The following is an 18,536-nucleotide window of genomic DNA, read 5'->3' on the forward strand; positions in this document are numbered from 1 at the left end:
CCCTTCAGTCCTTGGGTGCCCGGCCCCGTACCGGCGCCGTCTCGAAGAGTTCGACGAAGTAGTCGGTGAGCTTCCGCACCGTCTCCTCCGGGACGGGCTCCTCCTCGGGCCCCCTGGGCAGGGTGTGTCGCGGGACCGAGGGCGCCGTCCCGGCCTCCGCGATCCACTGGCGCAGTACCTCGGGGTCACGCGGCTCGTCCTCGGCCAAGGCGTCGTAGACGAGGGTCGCACCGGCGGCACTGATCGCCGTCATGAGACCTTCGATCTCACGACCGGTGGTGATCCCCCGCCCCAAGACGCCCACCAGGGCCTGGGCGGTGGGTCGGTGGTCGACGAGGTCGCGCCGCAGCGCCGAGTGGATCAGGTCCTGGTTGCCGCAGGCCGCCTCGACCGGGGAGTAGTCGCCTCCGTTGCGGAACATCTCCGCCGCCCACCACAGCCGCGAGAAGCACTGACGGTCGGGCGCGCCCTTGAACCGCTCCGAGTTGATCTTCGACGTGGTCGGGGAACCGTGACGCCAAGCAACGTAGTCCGGAGCGACGGCGAGTGCGAGATGGGTCCACAGCCTGCGGTCCGCCGCCTCCCGTCGGGTGAGGCGGAGCGTCGCGTGCAGCCGGGGCGCCAGCCAGCCGTCGGCACGGGTCCGGCTTTCGCCGAACCCGTGCATCGCGTCCTCCACCAGTTCCCTGAGCGGTTCGGCCTCCCAGCGGGCGTCGTCCTCCGCCAACGGTTCGACGACCTTGGCGAGGTCCACGCCCCCGTGCCCCCGGACCCCCGCGAGCAGGTCCTCGTTCAGGAAGGGGTCGGCCGCCGCCGCGGACAGCAGGCCGAGCCTCTGGGGGACGTAGTGCGGTTTCTCGATCGTCATGCCTTGTCCCCTCGGTTCAGCTGCTGAAGTCCGCGCAGGGCGCTGGTGAGCGCCTTGCTGGCGCCGGCACGTCGCACGGCCGCGTAATGGATGCGGGTCTGGAGTTCCACCCATCCCGCCTCGCCGGTGCGCCGACGGTGGACCCGACGAAGCGCCTCCTCCGGGCGGACACCCGGAATCACGTCGGGGAGCATCTCGCGGAGCACCTCGCCCTGCCAGTCGGTCGGAAAGACGGGGGTTCCGTCGGGCTCCACCTCCAGATCACCCACGGAACTGTGGAAGACCGCGGTCCACACGTCGGTGGCCATCTGGGAGACGAGCATCTCGTGGACCTTGCTCTCGATGCCTCCGCTCTCGGCGCCGAGGAGATCGGAGAAACCCTCGATGTCGGAGTTGACCAGCACCGCCGGCAGCCGGCCCGAGGCGTCCACGATCCAAGGGGCGTCCGCGTACGCGTGCAGCCACTCCCGCGAGGTCTTCGAGAAGCTCACCTGCTTCACATCGAGGCTCAGGCCACCGAGCGGCTCCTCAGCGACCACGTCGACGGTCCAGTCGTCGTCGGTCTCCGCCAGCGATCGGCCCGGTACATCGTCGATCGTGGCGACGGCCTGGACCGCGAGCGTGGCACGCCCGACGTGGTCGTCACGGAACACCTCGACGGTCCCGGACCACTCCTTGCCCTCCGGGGTGTCCTGCTTGAGGTCGACGGCGGTGCGCACGTTGGTCTCGCCGTCGGTGAGCACCGCCAGGACCCGCAGTTCGCTCCACGCGGAGTCGGGAGCGTTGGCACCGGGAGGCAGCGTGGCGGAGAGACCGATCCTGGCCGACACCCAGTCCTCGTGCTGTGCCACCCCGAGGGCGACGGTCCGCTGTTGGGTGGAGTACGCCGACGTGTCCAGTTGGTCACGGGTGCCGTCGGGCAGTCTGAGCGAGGCCGAGGTCACCCTAAGGGTGATCGGGCGATTGAGCCGCTTGTACGGGTAGAACTTCATGTCTCATTCCCCCTTGCCGGTGCGCAGTTCGAGGACGAGCCGGGTGAGCGCGGTGCGGACCGGATGACTGGTGACATCGGTGGAGCCGCTGAAGACGGCTCGCCGGGCACCGGGCGAGAAGCGGAGCACGCCGTCCTCGACCTCACAGCCCTCCACCGCGACGAGTTCCGCCCAGTCGAGTCGGGGACGACCGCCCGACCTCACGTCGAGCAGGACCACCGGCGTCATGGCCGGCAGCTCGTCCGCACGGGGCAGCTTCACCTCTGCGGTGATCCGCCATTCCCCTGCCTCTCCGATCGAGGCGTCCAGCCCGTCCAGCTCCGGCAGGACCGCCCCGGGGGCGCGCCTGGGCGCGGTCTTGCGGGAGACGGTGAGCGCCTTCCGCAGCTTCGCGCCTCCTTCGCCGCCGGACCGCTTCGGCTTGGCGACCAGTTCCTTCACGGCCGAGTTGACCTCGGTGGTCAGACGGGCGATGCGGTGGTGCGCGGTGTGCGACCAGCGCAGGGTGAGTTCCTCCGTCTGACCCCAGCGGTCGTGCTCGGGCGGCTCGGCCGCCCGCAGGAATTCCTCGGCCTCCTGCGCGAAGGGAGCCTTCTCCCCGGCCGCGTGCCCCGTCAGGAGGACGGCCTGGAAGGAATTGACGCCCAGGGGGAGCCCGGCGACACCGGACTTCTTGATGGTCATCCTGTTGCCGCGCAACGAGTGGACCTGGTTCGGAACACCGTCCTTGTCCCCGGCCTCCGTGACGAGGAGTACGGCTTGATGCGTGCCGAGCATGCCTCGGCGCCCGCCTTCGAGCGGAAGCTTGAACGGGACCTGGCGAAGGGCGACCTGGCCGGCCTCGGTGAGCCGATCCACGGTCGTTCCTTCGTAGAAGGAGCGCAGGGCCCTGGTTCGGGCGGGCTGGGTCCGGGTGGGGTCGACCTTCTCCTCCTCCAGGACCACCTGTCCGTTGCGGAGCGTACGGACCGAGGTCTCCAGGAGTGGAAGCCGGCTTCCACCCCCGGTCATGGCCGCCCAGAAGTCCCGTTCCAGTGCCTCGACCAGTCGCCGGTGCATGGACTGGATGTCGCGGGTTCCGTCGTCGTCGATGCCGTCCTCGTCGTCGACGTCACGGTCGGGAGCGCTCTGGTCGAGGCTCGCCACGTCGTGGGCACCGACGATGAGGAAGGAGGTGCCCGGCTCGTCGCTGTCGCGGGTCAGGTGGAGACGTTCTACCGTCTCCTCGTCCGACCACCAGGAACGGGCCACCCGGGCGCCCGGGCTGTCCGGGTCGGGGCGCCCCAGCCAGGCGGGTCCCGCGTACGTTTCGCCGCCGACGGAGCGCCACGGCAGTTCCAGTCGTCCGACGAGGCGGCGTTCGGTCCGCCCTTCGTGGGGGACCGAGAGCGTGGAGTTGATCAGAACCATGCCGAGCGCGCTGGTCGCCCAGAGCGTCGCCTTGCCGAGTCCGAAGGAACCGCCGGCTCCACGCCCCGACTTCAGGCTCTCCAGCTGGCGGCGGACGACGGCCGCGAACTTCCCGTCGCCGTAGTCGTCCCCGGTGAGGCCGGAGGCGTTGTAGTCGTCGATCCGGAGGAGGACCAGCCGCCCCTTCTCGAACATGTCGCGCACTCCCGCGTCCACGACCCGGCCGACCTTCTGGTGGGAGGCCGACTCCGAGACCGCGGCGTAGTGGGGGTGGAGGTCGTCCCAGAGGAGGGCCTTGCGGAAGGCGTCCAACGCCTCGCCGGTCAGCTCGTGGATGGTGTACCGCACCCGGACCGGGCGGCCGTTCTCCGTGAGCCGTTCGTCGAGGCTGTTCTGGCAGGTCTCCCTGGCGAGGACCTGGACGTCGGCGTCGAAGGCGAAGGCAGCGGCGTTTCCGCCGTCACGGCCGCCGTCGGGATAGCCAGGCCGGTGATACCAGGTGATGGGAAGGCCCGCCTGCGTGTCGGTGGTACGCGTGTGCACTGTGCCGATGTCCGTGCCGAGCGCCTTGGCGATCTCCTCCATCACGGTCGGGCGCGGCACCGACCGCTTGGTGATCCAGGCCGAGACCGCGGCGCGGGTCAGCCCCAGTTCGTCCGCCAGTTCCGCCTGTGTCTTGCCCGCGAGCTTGAGCTGACGGGCCAACCAGGGCCCGAACTCCTCACCCATCTCCACAGGACCACCCCACTCCTCGTTGTGTTTCTTGGGCCACGAGCAGGCTAATTTGACGAAGAGATCACTGTCAACCGAAACTTGACCACACCCACCCAAGACGTCAGTACAGTCACTCGATCCCTTAAATTCTGAATGTCCGACTTGATGCTTTTGTGAGCACATCCAGATCGCACGAAAGTTCGAATTTAGAGATGCAGGGGTGGCCGAGAACCGCTTTTTTGCGTTTTCCGCGAAGAGGGTGGCGCCGACGCCGATTTTGCTCTAACGTCAGCATCGTCGAGAAATACGTCCCGCCCGGATCACCCACCGAGGCGGCCTTGGGACAGGTGTACCCTTACCACCATTTCAGTCGGAAACACGCTCACGGGGACTCAAAAAGGATCCCGCAAGAGGGTGGCGCAGCAGGGGAACTTCCCCTACGGTTCGGACAGGAAAAGCGCACCGGAATCGGAGCACCCTCGTCGAAGCAATCGATGGGGTTCCGAGACATGCGCCCAGACCCCCTTTCACCGAAATTCCGGCGTAAGGGCCACCAGCCAGGAAAGCGGGCAAACCTGACCATGGAAGAAAATTCGGGGGAGTCGGGGTCGTGCGAGGACCTCGATTTGTGCATGCGGGACCTCAGCGCCCTGGAAACCAGGCTGAAGAAGGCACCCGACGAGGGTTCGACGAAGGAGATTCTGAACGAATTCGGGACGACGCTCAAGGCACTGCGCGAGCATTACGGACTGGACTTCCCTCCTCACGGGACCGTGAGCAACGACGGCTGCTGACGCCTTCTGCGCGCGGCAACAGCACGACCCGCGACGGGCCGGCCTTGTGCAAGGCCCTGCCCAATCCGGATTCCTTGCACAAGGCCGGCCCGTCGCGGTCCTTCACCGACCGTCCTCCGATCAACAGGAGTCGCAGAAAAGTGTCATCCGCCTCGTCCTCGTCCCAGGTGGTCCGAACCGTCCTCGAACAGTCGGCCCGCGTTCTGCAGACCTACGAAGTCGACCCCGGACTGATTCCGGAGCACGCCAACAGCGAACGACGAATCACCCAGGGCGGATACGGAGACCGCCAGCTCTTCGAGCTCGTGCAGAACGCGGCGGACGAAATCGCCGGCACGTCCGGAGGAACCGTTCACGTCGTCCTCACCGCCACGCATCTCTACTGCGCGAACGAGGGCTCTCCCGTCTCTCCCGAGGGGGCGGAGACCATTCTCCGCATGAGCATGTCGCGCAAGCGGGGAGGTCAGATCGGCCGTTTCGGCGTGGGCGTCAAATCCGTTCTGGTAGTCACCGACGCACCCCAGTTCTTCAGCAGCACCGGTTCCTTCGGTTTCGACCGCGAATGGGCGTACGAATGCATTCGCTCGGTGCCCGGCGTCCAGGAGCACCTGGGCGGAAATTTCGAGTCCCCGGTGCTGCGCATGGCACGACCCCTCGACATGGCCGCCGAACGTGCGCAGGATCTCGTTCTCGACGAACTGCTCGGCTGGGCCACCACCGTGGTGCGTCTGCCGCTGCTTCCCGGCGCCGCCGACCGGCTGGCCCAGGACATGCACGGCAGCCGGACGCGTGCCGGTTCCTCCCGCGAGGAGTTCCCTCTCGGCTTCCAGCTCCTCTCCCCCCACGTGGCGAAGGTCGTCCTGGAGGACCGCCGGCCCCGTCCCGTCGCCCGTCGCGTACTGGCCACCGAGCAGCAGGGCGATCTGCACACGATGATCGAGGAGCGGACGGGGAAGCCCACCGCCACCAGCCGGTGGCGGGTCTTCACCGTCACCCACGAGCCGGGGCCAGCCGCCCGCGCCGACGCCGGTGAACTGCACGACCGCCTCGCCCTCGACCTCGCCTGGGCCGTGCCGGCACTGGAGGAGGACCGGACGAGCGGACTGTACGTCTCTCCGAAGTCGCGTGGCCGTGGCCGCTTCTGGTCCTTCTTCCCCACGAAGTACGAGATGTCCCTGAGCGGCATCCTCAACGGGGCCTGGAAGACCAACGAAGACCGGCAGAACCTGCTCGACTCGTCGGCGTTCAACGAGGAGATGATCAAGGTCTCGGCGTCCCTGGTCGTAGATTCGCTCGCCCGGCTGGCCCCGGCCGAGGACCCCGCCGCCTACCTCCCCCTGCTGCCCGGTCGTGTGAAGGAGTCGATCAGCTGGGCGGACGAGTTCCTGACCCAGGAGATCTGGGCACGGACCGCCGTGCGACCCTCGCTGCCCGACCAGGACGGAACCCTTCGCGTACCGACCACGCTGCGTCTCCACCCGCGCCTCGACAAGGACCCGAAGGGCCCGGCGAGCTGGCTGCGGATGTGGCACGAGTGCCCCGGTCGCCCGGTGGGCTGGCTGCACCCCAGTGCCGAGGCCGATCCCCTGCGGGCCGGAAAGGTGGAGCACGTCCTTGCCGCGGCCGGACACGAGCGGGCCGGTGTCCGGGAGTGGCTGGAAGCTCTCGTCGAATGCGGCACCGTCGAGGCCTCGACGGTGGCGATCCGCATCCTCGCGGACATGGTCGAGACCGGCTCTCTCCATGCCGAAGAAGCCCGAAAGGCACGGATCGTGCTCACCGAGGAACACGGCTTCGTCGCTCCCGTGCACGGACGGGTCTTCCGCCGCGCCGAAGAGGGCGGGCTGCGCGAGTCCCTGGTGTACGTGGTCGACGAGATCGCCCGCGACCCCTCGCTCGCCCATGCCCTCGGTGTCCTCGGCATTCGGGAGGCGGACGCCGAGGGACGGTTCATCAGCGTCCTCGACCAGGGTTTCGACGGGTACGGGGACACCGAGTGGAAGCGCTTCTGGGAGCTGTTCCGGCAGGCCGGAGGACGCAGCCTGACCCACAAGTTGCTGGAGCGCGTTCCGAACCCGCGCGACACGCTGCGCGTGCGGACCGCGGACGGGAGGTTCCGACCGGTGCGCGACTGCATGTTGCCCGGCCCGGTCGTCGATCCGCAGCGCGATCCGAGCATCGCCGTCGACAAGGAGTTCCACTCGGACGACCTCTCCTTCTTTCCCGAGATCGGGCTGCGGGAACGTCCTTCGGCGGCGGTGCGGCCGGAGGGCGAGGCATGGTTCGAGGAGTACCGGGAGGCGGTCCACTCGTCCTACCTGCGCACCTTGGACGACCGGGCCCCTCGTCCCTCGCTCGCCCGGATGAAGGTGGAGGGTTCCGCCGTCGGCGGCCCCCTGCACCTGTTCCGCGCGCTGTCGGAGGAGTCCCGTGCCGCTTTCCTGAAGGTGCTGCCCGACGATGCCGTCGTGGACAACTGGACCCGACAGATCGGTGCGCAGACGAGCACGCGCCAGGCGGTCGCTTCGCCCATCCGTTGGCTGCTCAGGAAGTACGGAACCGTCTCCACCTCCCAGGGGCTCAAGCCCCTGCGAGAAGCGGTCGGGCCCCAGTTGGCCGCCTACCGCGACGTGCTGCCGGTGGCCGACATTTCTCCGGAGAAGGCCCGCAAGCTCCGTCTGCCGACCACAGTCGACGAGGTCCCGGCCGACCGTTGGCAGAACCTCCTCGTCGAGGTGTCCCGCAGCGAGGACGACTCCTTCGTCGGCGCCACCTACGTGATGCTGACCCGGTTCGGCGCGGAGTTCCCCGAGGACACGCTGACCCGATGCCGGATCGGCGACGTCTGGGGCGCCCGCCCCGACGACGAGATCACCGTCGCGGTCGGCGCCGCCGAGTATCGGGCACTGCGTGCCGAACAGCTCCCCGCGCTGCTCGTGACGAGGCCCGAGGACGCCGAGCTGATGGTCGAGAAGTGGGGGATGCTCCGCTACGCCGACGTCATCAGCCGGGAGACCCGCGAGGTCCCGGACGGCGACCCGGTGCCCCTCGTCGAGCTGTACCCCGGACTGCGCCAGCGGTTGAACAGCACCAACCGGAACAGCCTGGTGCAGCGGTGCGCCGAGCTGGAGGAGGTGATCCGCACCCCCAACGGAACGAAGCCACGTCAGTTGGACGCGGTCCGCCAGGGCGGCACGGTGAAGGTCCGCATCCCGCTCGACCCGGAGCCGATGCTGCGCCTGATCGACCGCGAACTGGAGATCGGGCTCGGCACGGCCGGTTGCAGGGCCGTCATGGAGCACCAGGATCGCATGGCCCGGGACAGCGAGAAGAAGGCCGCGATCAAGGCCGTACGCGATGCGCAGGACGTGGTCACGAAGATCGAGCTGCTGATCGGGGCCGACGCCCTGCGGTCCGGGCTGCCCGAGGGCCTGATGGACGCCGAACTGCAGGAGACCGACGGCACGGAACCGACCGGTCACCGGATCGCCCAGATGGCATTCAACGCACACGGCGACGGAGTGCTCCAGCAGCACGCCCGGGACATCCAGGCCCGGTTCCCGAACGCTCCGGTCGGCTACGGGGGCTCGTCAGCAGCCATCACATTCGTCTCCGACCTGAAGCTGCCGGTGTCGTTCGCCGGTTCCCGGACTCCGTCGCCGCCTGCCTTCGAGACGGTGGACGGCCCCCGGGACTTCCCCCGCCTCCACGACTACCAGGAGGACCTGGTCCGCAACATCAGCGTCCTCCTCGACCGGCTGGCCCCGCAGCGGGCCATGCTGTCGCTGCCCACGGGCGCCGGCAAGACCCGGGTCACCGCAGAGGCCGTGATCCGCTGGGTGAAGCAGGTGGGTGATCTGCAGGGTCCGCTGCTGTGGATCGCGCAGACCGAGGAGCTGTGCGAGCAGGCCGTGCAGAGCTGGAAGTTCGTCTGGGGCAAGGTAGGTGCGGAACGCCCCCTCGCCATCAGCAGGCTCTGGAGCACCAACGAGGTGGGGGACGTCCTCGACCACCCGCACCTCGTCGTCGCCACGGACGCCAAGCTGGAACGCTGTCTGGGCACCGAGGCGTACGACTGGCTGCGCCGCGCTTCCCTGGTGATCGTGGACGAAGCGCACACCGCCGTCTCCAAGCGCTACACGGGCATCCTGGGGCATCTGGGCCTGACCCAGTTCGAGACCGAACGACACCTGCTGGGCCTGACGGCCACCCCGTTCCGGAACACCAATGAGGAGGAGACCCGCCGGCTGGCCAACCGCTTCGGCAACAAACGGCTCGACGAGGGTGTCTTCCCGTCCGGTGATCCCTATCGGGACCTCCAGGAGTGGGGCATGCTCGCCCAGGTCGAGCACCGCACCCTGGAAGGAGGTCGGATCGAACTGACCCACGAGGAGAAGGTACAGGCCGACCGAATGGCGACGCTCGCGCGCGCGGCCGAGCAGCGGCTCGCCGACGACCATGCCCGCAGCCGCCGTATCGTCGACGAGGTGGCCGCCCTCCCCGAGGACTGGCCGACCCTGCTCTTCGCCACTTCCGTCGATCACGCCAAGTACCTGGCGGCCATGCTGAACGACCGGGGTGTCACCTCCGCGGCCGTGGACTCGACGACGAGCGCCCAGGACCGGCGTCGGCGCATCGAGGACTTCCGGTCGGGCCGCATCCGGGTCCTCACCAACTACGGCGTTTTGACCCAGGGGTTCGACGCGCCTGCCACCCGTGTCGTGGTGGTGGCCCGTCCGGTCTACAGCACCAACGTCTACCAGCAGATGATCGGCCGCGGGCTGCGCGGTCCGAGGAACGGCGGCAAGGACACCTGCCTGATCCTCAACGTCAGCGACAACATCGCGAACTTCGACACCCGGCTCGCGTTCACCCAGTTCGAGCACCTCTGGAGCCGCAAGTGACCGACCCCTACCTCGACAGCCCTCCGCTCACCCCCGAGCAGGAGGACGTGGTCCGGCAGCCCTGGAGTGCCCGGGTCCTGGTCACCGCGGGCGCCGGAGCGGGCAAGACGCACACCTTGGTGCGCCGGCTCGACGCCCTGTGCGGACACGAGGACCCGGAGGAGGCCTTGGAGGCCGCCGAGATCCTGGTGCTCACCTTCTCCCGAGCCGCGGCACGCGAGCTGCGCGAGCGAATCGCCCGACACGGCGACCGGGCCCGCCGTGTCCGGGCGCAGACCTTCGACGCGTGGGCGTACGGGGTGCTCCTGCAGGCGTACCCGGACGGGGATTGGGGCGCGACCGGATTCGACGAACGAATCACGGCCGCGGCGCATGCGATCGAGAAGGGGGCCCTGGAGGCGGGGGACTCCGTTCCGCCCGCCCATGTCGTGATCGACGAGGTGCAGGATCTGCTGGGCTCCCGTCGTGAACTGGTGGAGACGCTTCTCGACCGGTATCAGGACAGTTGCGGTTTCACCGTCGTCGGTGACGCCGCCCAGGCCGTCTACGGCTTCCAGATCGAGGACCTGGCCGAACGTTCCGACGAGAACGGTCGGTTCTTCGACTGGCTGCGTTCCTCGTACGCCGACGACCTGGTGGAACTGCACCTCACACGGAACTTCAGGGCCGCCACTCCCGAGGCCGGAGTGGCGCTGGCCCACGGTCCGCTGCTGCAGCGGATCAACGACGCGGATCGGGCGGCGACGCTGTACGAGGAGCTGCGCGACCTGCTCCTGGAGCCCGTGAACGGCTTGGGCGACCTCACCGATCCGCTCGTCCTGGGCGGCTTGCGGGACGTCTCCGACACCTGCGCGATCCTCACCCGTGACAATCGACAGGCTCTGGTGGTTTCCGACCTTCTCCACGAGCACGGGATCGCACACCGGCTGCGGCGCCCCCTCGAAGAACGGCCGGTCCCGTACTGGGTGGCCGAGTTGTTGCGCCGTACCGAGGCGACCGTTCTCACCGAGGAGAGGTTCCGTGCGCTGCTCGCAGAGATCCCGCTGCCGTACGAACCGAACACGACCGCCCTGTGGGCGGTTCTGCGTCGCGCCGCACGCGGGGCCGGACGCAACGCGCTGGATCTGGAACGACTGCGCCGCTCGGTCGCCGAGGGCAGGTTCCCCGACGAGGCGGCCGATCCGGAGACCTCCCGGCTCGTCGTCTCCACTGTGCACCGCGCCAAGGGACTCGAGTTCGACCGAGTGATCGTCCTGATACCGCCGAGCGTCGCCGAGCTCCACAGGCAGTACAAGAAGGACGTGTTGGACCTCCCCGCCGAGGCCCGGGCGCTCTACGTGGCGATGACACGTGCCCGGCAGGACCTCTACTACGTGAACAGCCCCGAACTTCCGCTCCTACGACGGGCCGACAGCAGGAAGAACGGCCGCAGGTACGTGGGGGGATGGCGGTCGTACGACAGGTACGGGATCGTCGCCGAGCCGGGCGACATCGGCCGGGACCACCCGCCCGGCCACGAGAGCGACGCCGTGACGACCCAGGCATACCTCCTGGAACAGGTCGCTCCGGGACACGAGGTGGTGCTCCGCAAGCGCCACGACGTGCCGTTGGGAGAGCACCAGAGCCCGCCGTACGCCCTCATGCACGACGGGCGGGAGATCGGTGAGGCCTCGGAGTACTTCCGCGAGGAACTCTTCCGGGTGCAGAAGGTCAATCCGACCTGGGACCCCTGGTGGCCCGACGAGATCCGCGGCCTGCGGATCGACACCCTGGAGACCGTGACGGGCAGCACCGCCGCCGGCGCCAACGCCGGCCTCGGAGAGCGGGGCGTGTGGATCACGCCCAGGATCACCGGCATCGGTCGGTACCGACGGGCCGAGAACAACGAGGAGACGAGCGCATGACACACACGGGAGGCCGGCATTCCGAGCACTACCGGGTCCGGGACGAGGAGATCCTGGTGGGCCTGCGCCGCGAACTCCTCGGTCCTTCTCCCGATGCCGCACCGGACGATTGGGACGAGGTGCTCACCCAGGACGCTCCGATCGACCGCTACCTCGCGGGCATCCTCTACCCGAGGCCCGCGAACGCGGCCGCGCAGGAGCGCAGGAACGAGGACGAGCAGGAGCAGGAGGGCTTGGACCGGGCTGCGGTAGGTCCCCGTGACGCCGGCGAGGAGTCGGCCACGACGGACGACACCGGCGCGGGATCCCGTCGCCCCTCGTCGATGGGGCTCACCTTCGCGGTGGACCCGGCCATGGGCGACACGATCGTGATCCGGGCCCGAGCCGCCGTCTACGAGGCGACCGACGTGGACGGCAACCCCGTCCCGGCCCGGCGCGCCGAGGCCCGCACCACCTCCGACCAGCAGGAGCGGTGGCGACGCAAGGTGCTCGAACTGCGAGAGGCTCCGGTCGACGTGACCGTGCCCGACCCCAACAAGGTCGAAAAGCTCGGCCACGACGTGGAACTGCGCGTCAACGTCCGACGCCCGGACCCGGTGACCGGCACCGTCACGGTCACCGTCACCCTGGTCAACGCCCGGCGGGTCGGCGAGCACGACCTCCAGGACGCCGCCTCCCTCTTCCAGTGCGGGATCGTCGTTCGCGCGGTCAACGGCTCCAGCGCCTTCGTCGAACGTTCGGCCCCGACCGCTGCCCACGACCCGGAGGTCGCTGTCGGCCGACTGCTCCACCGCCATGCCCCGACCTTCGCCGTCGGCCACGGCTGCGCCGCGGAATGGGATTGGACGCCGCCGCCGATCGGCATGACCGAATCCGTATCGGCTGCGGTGACCGAGGTGCGCAGCGAGTTCGTGCCCACCGTGGAGGTGCTGCTCACCGACTCCAACCCGGAGATCGACAGCTCCGCCCTGTCCATGCTGGGTCTCGCCGAGGGCTCGGACACCGAGATCCTGGACGCTCTGGGAGCACTGGTAGCGGGCTACGCGCACTGGATCGACCGGAAGGAGGCGGAAGCCGCGGCCCTGATCGGCACGGTGCACGAGAAGCCGGCACGCGAGCAGGTCGAAGCCTGTCGCGAAGCCCTCGGAAGGATCCGTGAGGGTATCGGACTCCTCGGTGACAAGCCCGACCTGATGCGGGCGTTCCGACTCGCGAACCGGGCCATGGCCGATCAGCGTGCCCGCAGTGCCTGGGTCAAGGACGGACGGGTCGGCGCTCCGGATCCGAAGGCCGGCCGCTGGCGTCCCTTCCAGATCGCTTTCCTGCTGCTCTGCCTTGCCGGTATCGACGACCCCCGGCACGACGACCGCGACGTCGTGGACCTGCTCTGGTTCCCGACCGGTGGTGGCAAGACCGAGGCCTATCTCGGTCTGATCGCGTTCACCTCGTTCCTGCGCCGCATCCGGCGCGGCGCCGAGGGCGGCGGTGTCACCGTACTCATGCGGTACACGCTGCGGCTGCTCACGCTCCAGCAGTTCGAGCGTGCCGCGATCCTGCTCTGTGCCATGGAGCTGATGCGGCGCGACCTGCCCGCGGAGTTGGGCACCGAGCAGTTCTCCATCGGCATGTGGGTCGGCCGGTCGGCCACCCCGAACACCCTTCAGGAGGCCGAGGAGAGGCTCGCGGAGCTCCGCAGGGATCCGGACAGGCGCCTGGCCACCAAGAACCCCGTACAACTGCACGCCTGTCCCTGGTGTGGCACACGTCTGGACGCCCGCGACTACGAGGTCGACCCCGACGAGAAGCGGATGCACGTCCGCTGCCCCGGTGAGAGCTGCGAGTTCACCGGTGGTCTGCCGGTCCACCTGATCGACGAGGCCGTCTACGACGCCCGCCCGACCCTGGTGATCGCCACTGTCGACAAGTTCGCCTCGATGCCGTGGCGACCGGCCACCTCGGCCCTCTTCAACCGCGATGAGCCGACCGACCGCACACCACCCCCCGAGCTGATCGTCCAGGACGAGCTCCACCTCATCTCGGGCCCGCTGGGAACGCTCACCGGCCTCTACGAGACCGCTGTGGACGCGCTCGCCGACCACCCCAAGGTGATCGCCTCCACGGCAACCATCCGTCGTGCCTCCCATCAGGGAAAAAACCTGTTCAACCGTGGTGTGCGCCAGTTCCCGCCGGCCGGACTGGACTCCCGCGACTCGTGGTTCGCGGTGGAGACACCGCGGGAGGAGAAGGCGAGCAGGCGCTACGTCGGGCTGTTCGCTCCCGGCACCAGCCAGTCCACGCTCCTCATCCGCACCTACGCCACCCTGATGCACCGTGCCAAGCAGGCCCGGACGAAGGACGAGGTGCGTGACGCGTACTGGAGCCTCGTGGGCTATTTCAACAGTCTCCGGCTGCTGTCTGCCGCCGAACTCCAGGTGCACGACGACGTCGTGGCCTACCTGGAACTGCTCGCCGAGCGGGAGGGAGTGGAAGTCCGGTCCGCCGCGAACTACTCGGAGCTGACGAGCCGGGTCGACGCCAGCGAGATTCCCACCCGCCTCAAGGGCATCGAGAAGAAGCTCCCCGACGAGGACGCCGTGGACGTCCTCCTCGCCACCAACATGATCGCGGTCGGCGTCGACGTGGACCGACTCGGCCTGATGGCCGTGATGGGCCAGCCCCAGACCACCGCCGAGTACATCCAGGCCACCAGCCGCGTCGGCCGTGCCCATCCCGGCCTGGTCGCCGTCATGCTCAACGCGACCCGCTCCCGCGACCGCTCGCACTACGAGAACTTCCTGCACTTCCACTCCGCCCTGTACCGCGAGGTGGAGTCCACGTCCGTCACCCCCTTCTCCGCCCGTGCCCGTGAACGCGGCCTGCACGCCGTGATCGTCGCCCTGGCGCGCATCATGCTGCCCGAGGCGCGCCCCAACGACGCCGCCGGAGGTGTCGAGTCCTACGAGTCCCGGCTCCGCGGGGAGATCAAGGACGTTCTCGTCAACCGCGTGCGCAAGGTGACCCCGGAGGAGACCGAGGCCGTCTCCCGCGCCTTCGACGGGTTCGTCGACTGGTGGTGCAAGGAGGCCGACATCCACGGCGGTCTCCTCTTCGAACCGAAGAAGGGCGACCGCAGGCCGTCGCTCCTGAAGCCGTACAGCGACGAGTCCGAGAACGACGAAGCATGGGGCACCCTGTGGAGCCTGCGTGACGTCGACGCCGAGTCCGCCCTGTTCATGGAGGCATCCCGATGACCCCGCCCCCCGCGCGACGCCGCCGCACCGAAACGGGCGGTCGTGCGCCTGCCCACAATCTGCCCCGTCGGGGCGCGGTACGCCGCTCCCAGGCGATCACCACGTACGGTGTCGGGTCCCTGATCGCCGTCGACCACGAGTCCTTCGTCGTCTCCGGCCTGGACGGAGCAGACACCCACTGGAGGCTCGACGAATCACCCAAAATTCACGAACGTCGGCTCGCCCGCCTTCTGGGCGTCCAGTACTTCCGGCTGCCTCCCGCCTCCGACGAGACCAGCAAGGACGGGATCCGGGTCCGTCGCTTCCCCGTCATGCACTCGTGCCCCGAATGCGACGAGCTGCGTCGGCACCGCGACTTCAACCCGCCCCCCGGCAAGAGCGTCTGCGGCACCTGCGAGGCCGACCTGGTCCCCTCCCGCTTCGTGATCGCCTGCGAAGCGGGACATCTCGACGAGTTTCCCTACTGGCACTGGGTCCACCGGGCGGCCGGCGCCGGAACGACCACCGCGGGCCAGTGCGGGGGAACCCTCAAGCTGCGCTCCTCCGGACGCAGTTCGTCCCTGCGTTCCATCGTCGTCTCGTGCACCTGCGGGGTTCCGGAGGTCTCGATGGAGGGCTCCTTCCGCAAGAAGGCCCTGAAGGACCTCGGGCTCCGCTGCCGCGGCACCCGTCCGTGGCTGGGTACGTCCGTCCCCGCCGATTCCTGCGGATTCGCCCCCCGTACTCTCCAGCGTGGTTCCTCCGCGGTGTGGCAGCCGGTGTTGAAGTCGGCGCTCTCCATCCCGCCGTGGAGCGACGGGCGTGCCGACCCGCTCGCCGAGCACTGGGATCAGCTTCGCGAACTGAACGGACGCGAGGAGATCGAGATGTGCCTCAAGTTCGTCTTCAAGGGCGAGTGCCCGGTGCCCGTCGACGAGATCATGACCCTCCTGGCCGCCGAACGCGAGGAGGACCCCGAGGGAGAGGAGGCCCCGAGCTTCGACCACCGGTACCGCGCCCTGCGCCACAAGGAGTACGAGCGCCTCCGCGCCGGCAACGACGAACGCGCCCGTTCCCGCGACGAGCAGTTCGTCTGCGAGTCCCCGCTCGGAGACCCGGCGGAGCTGCGTCCGCTGGGAATCACCGACCCCATGCTGGTGAAGAAGCTCCGGGAGGTCCGTGCCCTCAAGGCGTTCACCCGGCTCGCCGAGCCCGACATGTCGACCGAGGGCAGGGAAGCCGTGCTCTCCACTTCGGACCTGCCCTGGTTGCCCGCCATGGAGGTCCGCGGCGAGGGCGTCTTCCTCCGCCTCGACGACACACGGCTCGACGAGTGGTCGCGCTCGGCCGCCGTGGCGGCACGCGCCGAACGAATGCGCACCGCACACGAGAGGCTCATGGGGCAGCGCGCCGCCGATCCGACCCTGGTGCCGCCGTCCCCGGCCTCCCCTCGCATGGTGCTGCTCCACACCCTGGCCCATGTCCTCATCAACGAATGGAGCCTCGACGCCGGGTATCCCGCCGCCGCACTGCGCGAGCGTCTGTACGCCGACGCCGACATGGCGGGAATCCTCGTCTACACGGCGACGAGCGACTCCGCGGGAAGTCTCGGTGGCCTCGTGGCCCAGGGCGAGCCGGACAGCCTCGCCCACACGGTCCGCGCCGCTGTGCGGCGTGCGGAATGGTGCTCCTCCGACCCGCTCTGCGTCGAATCAGAGGCGTCCGGCACCGGCGGTACCAACCTCGCCGCCTGCCATGCCTGCGTGATGCTCCCGGAGACGAGCTGCGAGCACAACAACATCCTCCTCGACCGTGCGCTGCTCGTGGGCACACCGGAGGATCCGGGGATCGGTTTCTTCGCACACCTGCTGTCCTGACGTGCGGCCACGGGCGGGTGTGCGCCGGGACCGGCATCGGCAGGCAACAGGTCCGGGGGCGGCACCGCCTCTGTGGGGCCCTGGTTAGTCTCGTACGGAGAGACGTCGATTCGAACAAGAGGTGGCCCCATGCCCCGCATCCCCTCCCCCCTCACCGCCGCCGCCGGACTCGTCGGCGGGTACGCCGTCGCCCGGTGGACCAAGAAGCGGCCGCTCGGTGGGGCCGTGCTCGCCGTGGCCGGCGGGGTGGCCGCCCGGGAGTGGCAGCGGGCGGGCGGGGCGAAGGCCTCCGTGGGGCTGACGTCCGCCTACGTCGCCGCGTTCGCCGGGTCGCACCCGCTCGCGAAGAAGATCGGCGCCTGGCCCGCCGTCTTCTCCGTCGCCGGGGCCGTCGCCGCCGCCTCCTGGGCCGTCACCCGCGACAAGGGCTGAAGCGCACGCGTCCTGGTGGCCGTCACCCGCGACAAGGACTGAGCCCGTACGACAAGGGCTGAAGCCCGGGGGAACGGGGCCCGGGGCCCTCGTCCACCAGGACCCGAGCCCCGGACCGGCAGGCCCCCGCAGGGGCTAGCCCCCCAACCCGTGGCTCACCGTATAAATCAGCAGCCCCGCAAGCGCCCCCACCACCGTCCCGTTGATCCGGATGAACTGCAGGTCGCGGCCGATGTTCGCCTCGATCTTCTTCGAGGTCTGGGTGGCGTCCCAGCTCGCGACCGTGTCCGTGATCAGGGACGTGATCTCGTCGCGGTAGGTGGTGACGAGGTACGCCGCCGCGTCCTCCGCCCAGCCGTCGACCTTCGCCTGGAGGCGGGTGTCCGAGGAGAGGCGCCGGCCCAGGGAGATCAGGGAGGCGCGGGCGCGCAGGCGGAGCTGGCTGTGGTCGTCCTCCGCCGCCGCGATGATCAGGGAGCGGACCGACGACCACGCCGAGGCGATGATGTCCTGGACCTCCGGGCGGGCCAGGAGGTCCGACTTCAGGCGCTCGACGCGGACCCGGGTGTCCGTGTCCGACTGGAGCTCGACCGCGAAGTCCGCCAGGAAGCGGTCGATCGCCCCGCGCGCCGGGTGTCCCGGCATGTCCCGCATCTCCGTGACGAAGCGGAGCAGTTCCTTGTAGACGCGCTCGCCGATCCGCTTGTCCACGAAGCGCGGCGTCCAGCCCGGCGCCCCGCCCTGGACCGCGTCCATCACCGAGTCCCCGTGGGTGACCAGCCAGTCGTGGGCCCGGGTGCAGATCAGGTCCACCGCCCGGCGGTGCGCCCCGTCGTCGACCACCTTCTCCAGCGTCTTGCCCAGGGGCGGCGCGATCTCCACCGCCTCCGCCCGCCGGGTGATCGCCTCCCCCACCACCGCCTGCACGTCCGCGTCCCGCAGGACCGTCAGCGCGCCCCGCAGGGCCGTGGACAGCTCCGCGACCACCCGGTCGGCGTGCGCCGGTTCCGCCAGCCAGGCGCCCAGGCGGCCGCCGACGCCCAGGGCGGTCAGCCTGCCCCGTACGACGTCGGCGGAGAGGAAGTTCTCGCCGACGAAGGTGCCGAGGGACGTGCCCAGCTGGTCCTTCTTCTTCGGGATGATCGCCGTGTGCGGGATCGGCAGCCCCAGCGGGTGCCGGAAGAGGGCCGTCACCGCGAACCAGTCCGCGAGCGCGCCCACCATCCCCGCCTCCGCCGCCGCCGCGACGTACCCCGCCCAGGCCCCCGCCCCGGAGTTCCGCGCCCACGTCGCCAGCGCGTAGACCACCGCCACGAAGAGCAGCAGGGACGTCGCCAGCGCCTTCATGCGCCGGACTCCCCTGCTCTTCTCCTCGTCCGCGGCCGTGTACGAGAAACTCACCATGCGTCGA

Annotated in this window: 10 protein-coding genes; 6 read left to right on the plus strand and 4 right to left on the minus strand. The window is 69.4% G+C overall.

What is annotated here, in order from left to right:
- Positions 1–4: 4 nt before the first annotated feature.
- Genes AB0398_RS14735 through AB0398_RS14745 form a run of 3 tightly spaced genes read right to left on the minus strand, consistent with a single transcriptional unit; the run spans position 5 to position 3,999 of the window.
- Entirely contained in the window at positions 5–868 is an 864-nt protein-coding gene (locus tag AB0398_RS14735) for a DUF6339 family protein (RefSeq protein ID WP_366375025.1), read from the minus strand.
- The gene (locus tag AB0398_RS14740; protein WP_366375027.1) at positions 865–1,860 is read right to left on the minus strand and encodes a hypothetical protein; all 996 of its coding nucleotides are present in this window, start codon (positions 1,858–1,860) and stop codon (positions 865–867) included. The genes AB0398_RS14735 and AB0398_RS14740 overlap by 4 nt, the downstream gene beginning before the upstream one ends.
- Before the next feature lie 3 nt (positions 1,861–1,863).
- On the minus strand, positions 1,864–3,999 hold the full coding sequence (locus AB0398_RS14745) for a helix-turn-helix transcriptional regulator (protein WP_366375246.1): 2,136 nt from the start codon (positions 3,997–3,999) through the stop codon (positions 1,864–1,866).
- A 617-nt stretch (positions 4,000–4,616) separates the two neighbouring features.
- On the opposite strand from AB0398_RS14745, the gene AB0398_RS14750 reads away from it, so the two are divergent.
- The 6 genes from AB0398_RS14750 to AB0398_RS14775 all read left to right on the plus strand — a co-directional run bounded on the left by AB0398_RS14750 (position 4,617) and on the right by AB0398_RS14775 (position 17,125).
- Positions 4,617–4,778: a hypothetical protein gene (locus tag AB0398_RS14750; RefSeq protein ID WP_366375029.1), complete on the plus strand. Its 162-nt coding sequence runs from the start codon at positions 4,617–4,619 to the stop codon at positions 4,776–4,778.
- A gap of 443 nt (positions 4,779–5,221) precedes the next feature.
- Positions 5,222–9,682 (plus strand): DEAD/DEAH box helicase, encoded by a 4,461-nt coding sequence (locus AB0398_RS14755; protein WP_366375248.1) that lies wholly within the window; start codon positions 5,222–5,224, stop codon positions 9,680–9,682.
- Complete coding sequence (locus AB0398_RS14760; RefSeq protein ID WP_366375031.1) at positions 9,679–11,586, plus strand: UvrD-helicase domain-containing protein; 1,908 nt, start codon at positions 9,679–9,681, stop codon at positions 11,584–11,586. Before AB0398_RS14755 ends, AB0398_RS14760 begins: the two co-directional genes overlap by 4 nt.
- On the plus strand, positions 11,583–14,837 hold the full coding sequence (locus AB0398_RS14765; protein WP_366375033.1) for a helicase-related protein: 3,255 nt from the start codon (positions 11,583–11,585) through the stop codon (positions 14,835–14,837). The genes AB0398_RS14760 and AB0398_RS14765 overlap by 4 nt, the downstream gene beginning before the upstream one ends.
- Positions 14,834–16,693 carry a DUF1998 domain-containing protein gene (locus tag AB0398_RS14770; RefSeq protein ID WP_366375035.1) on the plus strand — a complete coding sequence of 620 codons (1,860 nt, stop codon included), beginning with the start codon at positions 14,834–14,836 and terminating at the stop codon, positions 16,691–16,693. The genes AB0398_RS14765 and AB0398_RS14770 overlap by 4 nt, the downstream gene beginning before the upstream one ends.
- 129 nt (positions 16,694–16,822) lie before the next feature.
- A complete protein-coding gene (locus tag AB0398_RS14775; protein ID WP_366375037.1) occupies positions 16,823–17,125 on the plus strand; it encodes a hypothetical protein in 303 nt (100 codons plus the stop codon).
- A gap of 135 nt (positions 17,126–17,260) precedes the next feature.
- Here the strand turns inward: AB0398_RS14775 and AB0398_RS14780 are convergent, their stop codons facing one another.
- A complete protein-coding gene (locus AB0398_RS14780; protein WP_366375038.1) occupies positions 17,261–18,529 on the minus strand; it encodes a DUF445 domain-containing protein in 1,269 nt (422 codons plus the stop codon).
- Between the last annotated feature and the right edge of the window lie 7 nt (positions 18,530–18,536).

It is taken from the genome of Streptomyces sp. NPDC086147 (genome assembly GCF_040702165.1).
GTDB lineage: Bacteria > Actinomycetota > Actinomycetes > Streptomycetales > Streptomycetaceae > Streptomyces.